At 71.0% G+C, this 13,127-nt stretch carries 14 protein-coding genes; 3 read left to right on the forward strand and 11 right to left on the reverse strand.

What is annotated here, in order from left to right; genetic code table 11:
- Positions 1-4 precede the first annotated feature (4 nt).
- The 6 genes from M8542_RS24330 to M8542_RS24355 all read right to left on the reverse strand — a co-directional run bounded on the left by M8542_RS24330 (position 5) and on the right by M8542_RS24355 (position 5,783).
- On the reverse strand, positions 5-1,021 hold the full coding sequence (locus M8542_RS24330) for a fatty acid desaturase family protein (RefSeq protein ID WP_257922539.1): 1,017 nt from the start codon (positions 1,019-1,021) through the stop codon (positions 5-7).
- A 185-nt stretch (positions 1,022-1,206) separates the two neighbouring features.
- Positions 1,207-3,585, reverse strand: a complete 2,379-nt coding sequence (locus tag M8542_RS24335; protein WP_257922540.1) for an ATP-binding cassette domain-containing protein — start codon at positions 3,583-3,585, stop codon at positions 1,207-1,209.
- Between the two features lie 16 nt (positions 3,586-3,601).
- Entirely contained in the window at positions 3,602-3,847 is a 246-nt protein-coding gene (locus M8542_RS24340; protein ID WP_257922541.1) for an AraC family transcriptional regulator, read from the reverse strand.
- Positions 3,848-3,857: 10 nt separating this feature from the next.
- On the reverse strand, positions 3,858-4,268 hold the full coding sequence (locus M8542_RS24345; protein ID WP_257922542.1) for a VOC family protein: 411 nt from the start codon (positions 4,266-4,268) through the stop codon (positions 3,858-3,860).
- Between the two features lie 10 nt (positions 4,269-4,278).
- Positions 4,279-4,722 (reverse strand): helix-turn-helix transcriptional regulator, encoded by a 444-nt coding sequence (locus tag M8542_RS24350; RefSeq protein ID WP_257922543.1) that lies wholly within the window; start codon positions 4,720-4,722, stop codon positions 4,279-4,281.
- Between the two features lie 176 nt (positions 4,723-4,898).
- Entirely contained in the window at positions 4,899-5,783 is an 885-nt protein-coding gene (locus M8542_RS24355; RefSeq protein WP_257922544.1) for a LysR family transcriptional regulator, read from the reverse strand.
- 114 nt (positions 5,784-5,897) lie between these two features.
- Between M8542_RS24355 and M8542_RS24360 the strand changes: the two genes are divergently transcribed.
- On the forward strand, positions 5,898-7,301 hold the full coding sequence (locus tag M8542_RS24360) for an MFS transporter (protein ID WP_257922711.1): 1,404 nt from the start codon (positions 5,898-5,900) through the stop codon (positions 7,299-7,301).
- A gap of 385 nt (positions 7,302-7,686) precedes the next feature.
- Here the strand turns inward: M8542_RS24360 and M8542_RS24365 are convergent, their stop codons facing one another.
- Genes M8542_RS24365 through M8542_RS24385 form a run of 5 tightly spaced genes read right to left on the reverse strand, consistent with a single transcriptional unit; the run spans position 7,687 to position 11,323 of the window.
- Positions 7,687-9,123 carry an NAD(P)/FAD-dependent oxidoreductase gene (locus M8542_RS24365; RefSeq protein ID WP_257922545.1) on the reverse strand — a complete coding sequence of 479 codons (1,437 nt, stop codon included), beginning with the start codon at positions 9,121-9,123 and terminating at the stop codon, positions 7,687-7,689.
- Positions 9,116-9,346 carry a ferredoxin gene (locus tag M8542_RS24370; RefSeq protein WP_257922546.1) on the reverse strand — a complete coding sequence of 77 codons (231 nt, stop codon included), beginning with the start codon at positions 9,344-9,346 and terminating at the stop codon, positions 9,116-9,118. The genes M8542_RS24365 and M8542_RS24370 overlap by 8 nt, the downstream gene beginning before the upstream one ends.
- A gap of 1 nt (position 9,347) precedes the next feature.
- Positions 9,348-9,965, reverse strand: a complete 618-nt coding sequence (locus M8542_RS24375) for a ferric reductase-like transmembrane domain-containing protein (protein ID WP_257922547.1) — start codon at positions 9,963-9,965, stop codon at positions 9,348-9,350.
- The gene (locus tag M8542_RS24380; RefSeq protein WP_257922548.1) at positions 9,958-10,755 is read right to left on the reverse strand and encodes a DUF4142 domain-containing protein; all 798 of its coding nucleotides are present in this window, start codon (positions 10,753-10,755) and stop codon (positions 9,958-9,960) included. Before M8542_RS24380 ends, M8542_RS24375 begins: the two co-directional genes overlap by 8 nt.
- Complete coding sequence (locus tag M8542_RS24385) at positions 10,739-11,323, reverse strand: hypothetical protein (RefSeq protein WP_257922549.1); 585 nt, start codon at positions 11,321-11,323, stop codon at positions 10,739-10,741. Before M8542_RS24385 ends, M8542_RS24380 begins: the two co-directional genes overlap by 17 nt.
- Before the next feature lie 228 nt (positions 11,324-11,551).
- On the opposite strand from M8542_RS24385, the gene M8542_RS24390 reads away from it, so the two are divergent.
- Positions 11,552-12,115 (forward strand): sigma-70 family RNA polymerase sigma factor, encoded by a 564-nt coding sequence (locus tag M8542_RS24390; protein ID WP_257922550.1) that lies wholly within the window; start codon positions 11,552-11,554, stop codon positions 12,113-12,115.
- Between the two features lie 7 nt (positions 12,116-12,122).
- Positions 12,123-12,908: a zf-HC2 domain-containing protein gene (locus M8542_RS24395; RefSeq protein WP_257922551.1), complete on the forward strand. Its 786-nt coding sequence runs from the start codon at positions 12,123-12,125 to the stop codon at positions 12,906-12,908.
- The last annotated feature ends 219 nt before the right edge of the window (positions 12,909-13,127 follow it).

The following is a 13,127-nucleotide window of genomic DNA, read 5'->3' on the forward strand; positions in this document are numbered from 1 at the left end:
GAGTCTACGAACGGTTCCTGAGAGGCGCCCCAGCTTCATGCAGGTGGGTGAGCGCCTGCCGGTAGGACTCGACGAGGCTCGTCTGCCGGTAGGGGATGCCGAGCTCGGCGCAGTACGCCTGGACGATCGGCTGCGCCCGCCGCAGGTGCGGCGACGGCATGCTGGGGAACAGGTGGTGCTCGATCTGGTAGTTGAGGCCGCCGAGCGCGACGTCGGTGACGAGGCCGCCGCGGACGTTGCGCGAGGTCAGCACCTGCTTGCGGAGGAAGTCGAGCTCGGGGCGCCCGGTCAGCGTCGGCATGCCCTTGTGGTTGGGCGCGAAGATCGATCCCATGTAGACACCCCAGAGTCCTTGGTGGACGGCGAAGAACAGCAGCGCCATGCCGGGGGAGAGGACGGTGATCAGCGCGCTGAAGTAGAGCGCGTAGTGCACCGCGAGCAACGCGGCTTCGGTCCCGCGGCGCCGCAGCCCCGGCTTGCGGACGGCGCGGATGCCGGACCAGTGCAGGTTGAGGCCTTCGAGCGTCAGCAGCGGGAAGAAGAGGAAGGCCTGGTAGCGGCCGATGAACCGCGGGACGCCGCGGCTGGCGCGGGCCTGGTCCTTCGACCAGACGAGGATGTCGGGATCGACGTCGGGATCGAGCTCCTCGTGGTTCGGGTTGGCGTGGTGGCGGGTGTGCTTGTCCATCCACCAGCCGTAGCTCATCCCGACACCGAGGTTGCCGGCGATCAGCCCGGCGGTTTCGGTGGGCCGGCGCCGCCGGAACACCTGCTTGTGCGCGAGATCGTGGGAGAGCAGCGCGATCTGCCCGAACATGACGGCCTGGAACGCGGCGATGGCCAGCTGCCACCACGAGTTCCCGAGGAAGGCGAAGGCCACCCACCCGGCGGCGAACAGCCCGCCGACAACGGAGATCCGGGCGGTGTAGTAACCGGGCCGGCGCACCATCAGGCCGGCGGCGGAGATGCGGTGGCTCAGCCGGGCGAAGTCACTGCCGGTGCTGATTTCTGTGGAGGTCACGAGCCCGAGTCTTCGCGGTCGCGCGACCACCCGGAATCCTGCGCGCCTCCGGCACTTTCCGGGGGCCAGCCCTACCGCTCACCCTGGTATACAGCGCCCCAATGTGGCGTTCGGTGCGTCCAGCGCACCCAATGTGGCGTTCGGTGCGTTGGACGCAACCAACGCCACATTGGGGCGCTTGGGACTCAGCCGACGTACTCCGCGAGGTGCTGCCCCGTGAGGGTCTTCTTCCGCGCCTTCACCAGCTCCGCCGGCGTGCCCTCGAAGACGATCCGGCCGCCGTCGTGGCCGGCGCCGGGGCCCAGGTCGATCAGCCAGTCCGCGTGGGCCATCACCGCCTGGTGGTGCTCGATCACGATCACCGACTTGCCCGAGTCCACCAGCCGGTCCAGCAGGCCCAGCAGCTGCTCGACGTCGGCCAGGTGCAGGCCCGCCGTCGGCTCGTCGAGGACGTACACCCCGCCCTTCTCCGCCATGTGCGTCGCCAGCTTGATCCGCTGGCGCTCGCCACCCGACAACGTCGTGAGCGGCTGGCCCAGCGTCAGGTACCCGAGGCCGACGTCGGACAGGTGCGTCAGGATCTTGTGGGCCGCCGGCAGGGCGGCGTCGCCGGATGAGAAGAACTCGAGTGCCGAGGCCACCGACATCCCCAGCACCTCGCTGATGTCGCGGCCGCCGAAGGTGTACTCCAGCACCTCGGCGTTGAAGCGCTTGCCCTCGCACACCTCGCACGGTGTCGCCGTGCCCGCCATGATCCCGAGGTCGGTGTAGATGACACCCGCGCCGTTGCAGTTCGGGCACGCGCCCTCGGAGTTCGCGCTGAACAGCGCCGGCTTGACACCGTTGGCCTTGGCGAACGCCTTGCGGATCGGCTCCAGCAACCCCGTGTAGGTCGCCGGGTTGCTGCGCCGCGAGCCGCGGATGCCGGTCTGGTCCACCGTCACCACACCTTCGGTGCCGGACACCGAGCCGTGGATCAGCGAGCTCTTGCCCGAGCCCGCCACCCCGGTCACGACCGTCAGCACGCCGAGCGGGATGTCGACGTCGACGTCCTGCAGGTTGTGCGTCGAAGCGCCGCGCACCTCCAGGAAACCCGACGGCGAGCGCACTGAGGACTTCAGCGCCGCGCGGTCGTCCAAGTGCCGCCCGGTCAACGTCTTGCTCTTGCGCAGACCGTCCACAGTGCCCTCGAACACGACCTCGCCGCCGTCGGAGCCCGCGTGCGGGCCGAGGTCGACGACGTGGTCGGCGATCGCGATCGCCTCCGGCTTGTGCTCGACCACCAGCACCGTGTTGCCCTTGTCGCGCAGCTGCAGCAGCAGGTCGTTCATGCGCTGGATGTCGTGCGGGTGCAGGCCGATCGTCGGCTCGTCGAAGACGTAGGTGACGTCGGTCAGCGACGACCCCAGGTGGCGGATCATCTTGGTGCGCTGGGCTTCCCCACCCGACAGCGTCCCGGATGGACGGTCGAGCGAGAGGTAGCCGAGGCCGATCTCGACGAAGGAGTCCAGGGTGCGCTTGAGCGCGTCCAGCAGCGGCGCGACCGACGGCTCGGCCAGCTTGCCCGCCCAGCCGGCGAGGTCGCTGATCTGCATCGCGCACGCGTCGGCGATGCTGATGCCGTCGATCTTCGACGACCGAGCCTCTTCGGACAGCCGCGTGCCGTCGCAGTCCGGGCACGTCGTGAACGTGACGGCCCGCTCGACGAACGCGCGGATGTGCGGCTGCATCGCGTCGACGTCCTTGGCCAGGAAGGACTTCTGGATCGCCGGCACGAGCCCCGAGTACGTGAGGTTGATGCCCTCGACCTTGATCTTGGTCGGCTCCTTGTAGACCAGGTCGGCGAACTGCTTCTTGGTGAACTTCTTGATCGGCTTGTCCGGGTCGAAGAAGCCGGAGCCGCGGAAGATGCGGCCGTACCAGCCTTCCATGCTGTAGCCCGGGATCGTGATCGCGCCCTCGTTGAGCGACTTGTTCTCGTCGAACAACGCGGTGAGGTCGATGTCGTTGACCTTGCCGCGGCCTTCGCAGCGCGGGCACATGCCGCCGGTGATGCTGAAGCTGCGGCGCTCCTTGATCTGCCGCCCGGCCTTCTCGATGGTGACCGCGCCCGCGCCGCTGATCGACGCGACGTTGAACGAGAACGCCTGCGGCGAGCCGATGTGCGGCTGCCCGAGCCGGCTGAAGAGGATGCGCAGCATCGCGTTCGCGTCGGTCGCCGTGCCGACGGTGGAGTGCGGGTTCGAGCCCATCCGCTCCTGGTCGACGATGATCGCGGTGGTGATCCCGTCGAGCACGTCGACGTCGGGCCGCGCCAGTGTCGGCATGAACCCCTGCACGAAGGTGCTGTAGGTCTCGTTGATCAGCCGCTGCGACTCGGCGGCGATCGTGCTGAACACGAGCGAGCTCTTGCCCGAGCCGGAGACACCGGTGAACACCGTCAGGCGCCGCTTGGGCAGCTCGACGCTGACGTCCTTGAGGTTGTTCACGCGCGCGCCGTGGACGCGGATCAGGTCGTGGCTGTCGGCGACGTGGGGCGCGGACTTCCTCGTGGGCTTGGTCATCGGTGTCTCCAGCGGTTCAGCGTGGTTCGGGGATGAGGTGTTCGGCGGGAACGCGGGCGCGGCGGTGGTAGTCCTGCGGGGAAAGCCCGTACGCCTGCATGAAACGGTCGACGAACCGGGGCGTCGGCAGGTTCACGGTCTGCGCCAGGGCGTCGAGGTCGAGGGGGCAGGCGTGGTTCCGGTCGATGTGGTCGCGGACGCGGCGCAACAGCGTCAGCTCGCGGAAGTGCTCGTGGGCGGCGGCAGTCAGGCCGATGCACATGGGGTGCCCCTCAGCGCAGCTCTTGGATGCGCAGCAGGTTGCCCGCCGGATCGCGGAAGGAGCAGTCGCGCACGCCGTAGGGCTGCTCGACCGGCTCCTGGACGACCTCGGCGTTGCCCGCCTCGAGCTTGGCGAAGAGCGCGTCGAGGTCCTTGGTCGCGAGGTTGATGCCGGCGTAGGTGCCCTTGGCCATCATCTCGTTGATCGATCGGCGCTCGTCGTCGGTGAGGCCGGGGGTGGCGGTCGCCGGCGCCAGCACGATCGCGGTGTCGGGCTGGTTCGGCGGGCCCACGGTGATCCAGGCCATGTCGCCGTACTTGACGTTCATCCGGACCTCGAAGCCGAGCAGGTCGCGGTAGAAGGCGAGCGACGCTTCCGGGTCGGTGTGCGGCAGGAAGCTCGAGTGAATGGTGACGTCCATGGTCGTGACCCTATGTGGTTGCCGAGGGCCGCGCTTCTTTATTCCTGATCGGTCTGGTGACCTGCTTGGCCACGCACGGCACCATCCCGGCGGTGGCTTGCGCCTGCTCCTCGCGGTAGACGCTCGGCGGCACGCCGACCAGCTCGGCGAACCGCGTGCTGAAGGTGCCGAGCGACGAGAACCCGACGGTGAAGCAGACCTCGGTGACACTCAGCTCGCCGGTGCGCAGCAGCGCCATGGCCCGCTCGATCCGCCGGGTCATCAGGTACGAATACGGTGACTCTCCGTAGGCTTTGCGGAACTGCCGGCTGAGGTGCCCGGCGGACATGTTGACACCCCGGGCGAGCGCCTCGACGTCGAGCGGCTGCGCGTACTCCCGGTCGATCCGGTCGCGGACACGGCGCAGCAACGCGAGGTCCCGCAGGTACTGCGCTGTGGCGGCGGTGCTGGTCACGCCGTCGATCGTGCCACATCCGGAGGCTCCGGCGGAGGCCTTCGTGTCGTCCCTCGGATCACGCGTGTCGGCGCCGGAATCACGCGTGTCGGCTGTTCCCGCACGGCGGCGGCGTGCTCGGGGCGGCACCGGGCGTGATTGGAGAGGCATCACTCGTGATGGGAGGGTCGACACGGTCAGTGGAGAGCCGTGCGGATCGTGTCGCGGAGCCAGCGTTGGGCCGGGTCCGCGTCCAGGCGGGCGTGCCACGACAGGCGCACCGCCACCTCCGGCAGCTTCGCCGGCACCGGGAACCAGCGCAGGCCCAGCGCCGTGCCGTGTTCCTCGGCCAGGCGCTGGGGGACCAGGCCGACGTAGCCGCTCGACGCCACCAGCAGCAGCGCCAGCGCCGACGTCGGCACGACCGCCGCGACGTGGCGGCGCAGGCCCGCCGCCGCCAGGGCTTCGTCCAGCGGGCCGCGGGCCCGGCCGCGGCGGGACGCCGAGACGTGCGGGTGGCGGCACAGCCCGGCCATCGTCGGGCGGCGGCCCAGCGGGCTGTCCGCGCGGACGACGCCGACCAGGCGCTCGCGGTACAGCTCCGCCGTGTGGATGTCCGGGGCGCTCGGCTCGCCGGCGCCGATGTCGAGGTCCACCGACCCGTCGCGGAGGGCCTCCGAACTTTCGGTCCCCTCCGAAACGAACCGCAGCGTGACGCCGGGTGCGGCCGCGGACGTCGCCTCGACCGCCGCCGTCGCCAGGGTCGCCGCGACGCCGTCGTTGATCCGGATCGTGAACGCGCGCTCGAGCCCGGCCAGCGAGAACTCGGCGTTGACCAGCGCCGCCGCCTCCTCCAGCAGCGACCGGACCCGGGGCGCGGTGCGGAGCGCGAACGGCGTCGGCGCCATCCCGCGCCCGGCGCGCACGAGGATCGGGTCGCCCATCGCCCGCCGCAGCCGGCCCAGCGCCCGGCTCGTCGCCGGGATGGACAGGTGCAGGCGCTCGGCCGCCGCGGTCACGCTCCCGTCCCGCAGCAGCGCGTCGAACACGCGCAGGAGGTTGAGGTCGAGCTGGTCGGACATAGTTGCATCGTACGCAAACCACTCTTGCCGAAGTTGCGTGGTACGACACGCGTGCCGGTCCATACCGTCGGTCCCATGCACCTCAAGCAACGAACCGGCGGCCTGCTGACGCTGATGTGCGCGTGCGTCGTGCTCGTCGTCGGGATGGTCGCGGCGGTCAACCTCGCCGTCCCGATGCTCGCCGCGAGCGCGCTGCACCCGTCCGCGCCGGCGCTGGTCTGGCTCGTCGACACCTACGTGCTCGTGTTCGCCTGCCTGGTCATCCCCGGCGGGGCCGCGGGCGACCGCTTCGGCCGCAAGGGGGTCCTGCTCGGCGGGCTCGGGCTGTTCGCCGCCGGCGCGCTGGTGTCGGCGCTGGCGCCCGACGTCGGCACGCTGCTGGCCGGCCGGGCGCTCACCGGCGTCGGGGCGGCCGCCGTGCTGCCCAACTCCCTGGCCGTGCTGCTGCACGCCGTCCCGGCCGAGCGCAAACCCGCGACCATCGCCGCCTGGGCGTCGATGACCGGCATCGGCGGGGTCGCCGGCAACGTCGGCGGCGGGCTGGTCCTGACCGCCGGCTCGTGGCGCTGGCTGTTCGCCGCGGCCGTGCCGCTCGCGCTCGCCCTGGTCGCGCTGGTCGCGCGGACCGCGCCGGTGTCGTCCCGGCACGACCGGCGGCTCGACCCCGTGGCCGCGGTCCTGCTGGTCGGCGCGTCGGTCGCGCTGCTCGCCGGGATCATCCAGGCGCCGGAGGCCGGCTGGGGGAGCACGTTCGTCCTGACCGCGTTCGCCTGCGCCGTGGTCCTCTTCGTCGCCTGGACCCTCCGGGAGCTGAAGGCCGGCCATCCGCTGCTGGACCCGCGGCTGTTCCGGATCCCCGGCCTGCGCAGCGCCTGCCTGGGCATGACGGCCGTCTTCTTCGGCATGTTCGCGTTGTTCTACGTCAACGCGTCGTTCCTCCAGTACGCCAAGGGGTTCGGCGTCCTGGGCACCGGCCTCGGCATCGTCCCGCTGACCCTGCCGATCATCCTCGGCGGCCGCCACGTCGGCGTGCTGACCCGGCGGATCGGCCTCGACGCCACCGTGGCGCTCGCCTTCGCGTTCGTCGGCGGCGGCCTGCTCGGACTGTCCACAAGCGACACCCAGACGTCGTACGCGGCCTACGCGGCGTGGCTCGTGGTCACCGGGATCGGTGTGACGCTGGCGCTGCCGACGCTCTCCGGCGTCATCGCGGGTTCGCTGCCGCCGGCCCAGGCGGGGGTCGGCACCGGGCTGCAGGCCACCACCCGGGAGTTCGGCAGCGCGCTCGGCGTCGCCGTGATCGGCACGGTCATGACCGCGAAGTTCGCCGACGCGCTCCCGCCGGACGCCGGTGGGGCGCACACGGTGGCCGAAGCGCTCGCGAGGACAACGGCCACGCACGACGTCGTCGCCGCGTTCGTCGAAGGCGCGGACGCGGGGCTGCGGGTGGTCGGCGTGGCCGTGCTGGTGCTCGGCGCGCTCGTGGTGGGGGAGTCGCGGTGGTCCCGGACGAGATGAAGGCCGCCCCGGGGGTTCCCGTGCCCCCGGGGCGGCCCTCGCCGGTTGCAACCCCGATCCGTACTCCGCCGTGGCGGTCTTTCCGGCGGCATACCCATCCACCGGAAAGGCCGCCACGGCGTTACGCCGCGACAGTGCGGGCACCACCACGACGCTCGACCCCGGGCCCCCGCCCGGTGTGCCGGAAGAAGGCCTTCCCGGGGGTGTCGGGTCCCTCGGGAAGGCCCTCTCCAGGCCCGCCGGACGCTCGCTTGGTGCGCACGCGAGGCGGGCAGGGGGACGCTGTTTCAAAGGGGGCCGGTCACCACACCGCCCAGCCGCGGAGGGGGTGTGGTGACCGGCGAAGGGACGGGGGCCGCCGCGCGCAGCCCCGCCCCGGCTTTCGTTACCTCCCCATCGGGATGGCCATGGTCGGCGGCGCCGCCCCACCGGGCTGCGCCGCGAACGCCGTCGTGGGCGGGGCCTGCGCGGGGAACGCCGTCGTCGGGATGTCGTTGGCGAACTCGCTCTCGAACTCCCGCTCGAAGGCCTGGTGGTCGAACCCGCTGTCGAACTCCGTCGGGACGTCGGCGGCCAGCGCGGCCAACGACGGCTCGACGACCGGGACCTCGGGGACCTCCGCGACGGGCGCGGGCTCCGGCTCGGGCACGTAGTCGGGCGCGGGCAGCCGGCGGTCGAGCTCGGCCATCCAGTCGAGCATCGCCCGCGGCTTGTCCCACGAAGAGATGCCGACGAGCTGGCCGTCGCGGATGAAGCCGGTGATGCCGTCCGCCAGCGTCACGGTGTCCTCGGCCAGCGAAGGCATCCCGCACATCTGCAGCCGCGTGTCGTACAGCGTCGACCAGGCGCGGGGGAGCGGGGTGAACGGCTTGGCGCCGGCCTGGCCCATCAGCAGGTTGTCCGCCGCGTGCCGGGCCGACTCGACGGCGTTGATCCAGTGCTCGACGCGGCGCGGGGTCTCGTCGAACCGCAGGTTCGGCCAGCGCGCGATGTCCCCGGCGATGACGACGTCGGAAGCGCCCTCGGCGAACAGCTTGGAGTCGCAGAGCACGCCGTCGCTGATGTCGAGGCCGGAGCCGCGCATCCAGTCGACCGACGGGACGCTGCCGATGGCGAGCACGACGACGCTGGCGACCAGCAGCTGGTTGTTCGTCAGGTGCAGCCCGACGGTGTCCTTCGTGCTGATCCAGTGCCGCACTTCGCTCTTCATCGCCAGCTTCGCGCGGTGCTCGTGGTGCGCTTCGACGATGCCGCTGGAGACGCGGTCGCCGAAGCGGTGCAGCGGCGCCTTCGCGTGCCCGACCAGGGTGACGTCCCGGCCGATGTGCCGCATGCTCGCGGCGAACTCGTTGCCGATCAGGCCGGCGCCGATCACGACGGCAGGCTTCTTGCTGGCGTGCAGGCAGCGCCGCACCGCCATCGAGTCCTCGACCGTGCGCAGGATCCGCACGCGCGGGTCGTGCCGCGGCGACCCGGGCAGGTGCCGCGGGTAGACGCCGGTCGCGGCGATCAGGCCGTCGTACCAGAGGGACTCGCCGCCGGGCAGGTGCACGACCCGCTCGGTGGTGTCGAGGTGCGTGACCCGCGCGCCGAGGCGCCAGTGCACGTCGAGGTCCGGCAGGTAGTGCGAAAGGCCTACGTCGCTGGGCCGTTCGGTGCCCATCACCAGCGCCTTGGAGACCATCGGCCGGTGGTAGGGCCGCCGCGCCTCGTCGCCGATGAGGACGATCTCGCCGTCGAAGTTCTGCTCGCGCAGCCGTTCCGCGGCCCGCAGCCCGGCGACACCCGCGCCGACGATGACGATCCGGTCGCCGTCAGCCATCGAGCTCTCCTCTCATCACGACCGCCTGCATCGGGCAGCAGCGGGCCGCCATCTTCGCCTGTTCCATCGTGGTTTCGTCCAGCAGCCGCGTGTGGAAGCGCAGGCGGCCGTCCTGGCCGAGGTCGAACACGTCCGGCGCCTCCATGGCGCAGATGCCGTAGAGCTCGCACCGGTCGTTGTCGACGCTGATCCGGGGTCCGCCACCGGGTAACCGGAAGGGCATGTCAGGCCACCTGCTCTTCCACGAGTCCGATGCGCTCCAGGGTCCGCGCGGGCATGAACCGCAGCAGCGACACCGTGACCGCCGGGACGAGCAGCGTGATGCCGCCCAGCCAGACCACCGCGAGATGGCCGTTGGCGATCGAACCGAACCACGCGTGCAGCGCGGTCAGCGCGACGGCCGGGTAGGCGCAGCGGTGCAGCCACAGCCAGCGGCGGTAGGAGGTGAACCGCTGCAGGCCCGCGGTGAACGCGATGGCCAGCATGACCTCCAGGCCGACGATGCCGATGCTGTGCCGGGTCTCCTGGCCCGACAGGAAGGGGAGGAACAGGTACTGCAGGCTGTAGGGCTGGATCGTCAGGTAGAAGAAGCCCAGCGCGTGGATGACGCCGAAGATCAGCGTTCCGGTCGCCAGCACCAGGTGCGTGCTGCGCAGCGCCTTGCGGCCGGTGACCGAGCGCACCCAGCCGGTGGCGGTGAGCACACCCCAGGTGAGCGTCAGCATCATCGCGGCGTAGGACGCCCGGGCGGCGAAGGCCGCGAGGCCGCGGGCCGCCGGGTCGGTCTTCGGCTGGAACTGCTGCGTGAGGAAGATCGTCGCGTCGTGCCAGGTCTCAACCATGGCTACCCCCGGTTCTGACGGTGGCCGGCCGGCGCGTCGCGCGGGCGCGGCCACGGTTGCCCTTGATCTGGCGCAGCACGTAGAACAGGCCGCCGCCGACCAGGAGGAACAGTGCCGCCACCACGGCGATCTGGGACGGGTCGAGGCCGAGCGGCTGCCCGACGGGCGCGGCCGTGGTGGAGACGGCCGGCGCGGGAAGCGCGGAGTAGTCGACCATGCCGGTGCTCTCGAGCATCGTCATGTGCCGCAGCACGGCCTGGTTGCCGACGGTCGCGAACGCCCGCACGTCGTCGTTGCGGGTGCCGGCACGCAGCTGCGCGAGGATGGCGAAGACCTGGCCGTGGGCCGCGCGCAGCCGGTTGGCGAAGACGGCGTCGAAGGACGCGCCCGGGGGCGCGTTCATCTCTTCGAGCAGCCAGCCGCGTTGTTCGTCCGAAGGCTGGTCGGGCACCGGCGAGTTCAGCTTCTGCGACAACGCGCGCGTCGCGACGTCGAGACGGCCGTGGTCCATCATGATCGCGAAGCCGACCGCCTGGACCTTCGGGCTGCCCTTCTGCATCGCCATCATGCCCGAGGGCATCTCCCACAGGCCCGCCTGGCGGACCTTGGTGAGCAGAACCGCGTCGGTGTCGGAGACCGCGGTCGTCTGGGCGATCGAGGTCGGGGACACCGCGGCGAGCAGCGTCAGCACCGCGACCAGCACGAACAGGATCCGGACCGCCGGACGGGAGCGGTCGAGGGAGGACGGGGGGTCGAACTCCAGCCCCGCGAGCTCAGAGGCCGAAAGCATTTTCCCTCCACTGGTCCTGGGTGATCGTGATCTTCTTGCCGTCCGGCGCGATCGGGTACCACGCCTGGTCGGCGCCCTGGCCGGACGTGTCGGCCGGCTCGCTGTCGCCGGCGTAGTGGTACAGCGGCCAGCCGGCCAGGGTGACCTGCTGGGTGCCGTCGTCGCGGGTGATCTGCCCGATCAGCGACTGGTCGACGTCGACCGGGGCGGGGCCGCCGGTCTTGACCGGGATCCACTTGGCCGCGCAGGCGTCGTTGCAGTTCGAGCGCGAGGGGTCGGTCGTGTCGCGGTCGTAGCGGTAGATCGTGTACCCGGTCCCGTCGACGAGCAGCAGGCCGAGGTCGAAGGTCTTCGCGGCCCTGAGCTGGCTCTTCATCGGGTCGTTCGGGTTGGCCGTGATCGGCTGCGGCATCGCGAGGGTCATCGGTGCTTGCTGCTGCATACCGGGCATCTGCGCGCCGGCGTACCCACCCGAGGTGGTGGCCGCGCCGGCGGTGCAGGCGGTGAGCAGGGCGAGTGCGGTGAGGCACACGGCGGCGGGGACCACCGTTCGGGGAATGCGGATCACTGCTCCTCCGTGGGCATGACTACGCGCAGTTGCCTGGGGTGAGGCGAAAATGCGCGCGAAAGATCCACTGTGGACACCGGGTCCGGGGTGGATGCGGAGCGTTGCGGGGGACAACGCCTTGTCGGGGTCTTCGGTAGGGGATACGGACACGGTCCGGAAACGGTTCAAAAAAGTTTCGCCTTCATTTGCCACTGGACGTAGGCCGTCCGGCGCACCAAGATGTCCCGCGTGGGACGGCACACTCGAGCGCTGAGACCCGTCGAAGATCATCAGGAAGTGGCTGTCGGGTCCGACGACGCCTCCGATGACCTGGCGAAGGCGCTCTACCAGGAGTTCGGCGGGTCCCTGATGGCGTTCGCGCTGCGGCTGACCGGCCACGACCGGCAGTGGGCCGAAGACGTCGTGCAGGAGACCCTGATCAAGGCGTGGCGGAACGCGGACAAGCTCGACCGCCAGCCGGAGATGCTGCGTGCCTGGTTGTTCACGGTGGCCCGGCGGATCGTCATCGACGGCTGGCGCAGCCGCAGTGTCCGGCCCCAGGAGCTCGAGGAGATCGAATCCGACGCGATCGCGGTGTCCGACGAATCGGACCGGACGCTCGCCGCGATGATCGTTTACGAGGCGCTGCAGGGCCTTTCGCCCGAGCAGCGGGAGGCCATCCAGCAGACCTACCTGCGCGATCGGACGGTGAACGAGGTCGCGGCGACCCTCGGCGTGCCCCCGGGCACCATCAAGTCCCGCATCCACCACGCCGTCCGCGCCCTGCGCCGGTCCCTGCGTGAGCGGGGGTGAACTGAGGGTGGCCGGGTCCGCACACACCGACGTCGCCGCGTACGTGCTCGGCGTCCTCAGCGAGGCCGAGAGCACCCAGTTCGAAGCGCACCTCATGGACTGCCCGAACTGCCAGCTCGACCTGATCGAGCTCTACCAGCTGCCCGACGTCCTCGACATGGTGAAGCGCAGCTGGCCCGAGCCGCCGATGCCGGCGCCGAGCCCGCGCACCCTGGCGCCCGGGCCCCGCGTGCTGCGCGGCCTGATGGAAGAGGCCGCCGTCAAGCGCCGCCGCCGCAAGCGGCTCGGCCTCATCGCCGGCGCCGCGGCCGCCGCCCTCGTCGTGGCCGGTCCGCTCGTCACCCTCGCGGTGCGACCGGCCGACGCCGTCCCGCCCGCCTCCCTTTCCGCGCCGAACAAGCCCGCGCCGGCCACGAGCGTCCCCGCGACGTCGACCCCGCCGCCGGGCGCCGGCGCCCCGGGACAGCCCGGCGGCGGCCAGACCTACGGCCGCGGCAGCGGCGGGTCCGCCGTCAGCGCGCTCGTCACCGTCTCACCGGTGGAGTGGGGCAGCAACGTCGAACTCGAGCTGCGCGGGATCGTCGGGCCGCTCAAGTGCCGGCTGGTCGCCGTCTCCTCGGCCGGCGACGAGAGCGTGGTGTCGAGCTGGACCGTGCCGCCCAAGGGGTTCGGCATTCCCGGCTCGTCGGAACCGTTGCGGCTGCACGGAACCATCTCGATGGCGATGGACCAGATCGCCCGCTTCGAGGTGCGTGGTGACGACGGCGCGGTGCTCGTCGTCGTGCAGCGCTGAGATCTTTTTTCCACCCCCGATGCCCTGACCTGGGTGAATGCTGCCCGGTTGCGTTCCGGTGGATAACGAACAGATAACGGGCCGGTCGCTTTTGAACCTCGCGGCGCTGGGGTCCGTATCCCCCAATGCATCCCCCGATGCGTCCCGACAGCCGGAACCGCAAGCATCCCCGAACCGGTTCCGTGCGATCTCGACCTCAAAACAACGGTAGTTCTTGCC

The sequence above is a fragment of the Amycolatopsis iheyensis genome (assembly GCF_024703995.1).
Lineage (GTDB): Bacteria > Actinomycetota > Actinomycetes > Mycobacteriales > Pseudonocardiaceae > Amycolatopsis > Amycolatopsis iheyensis.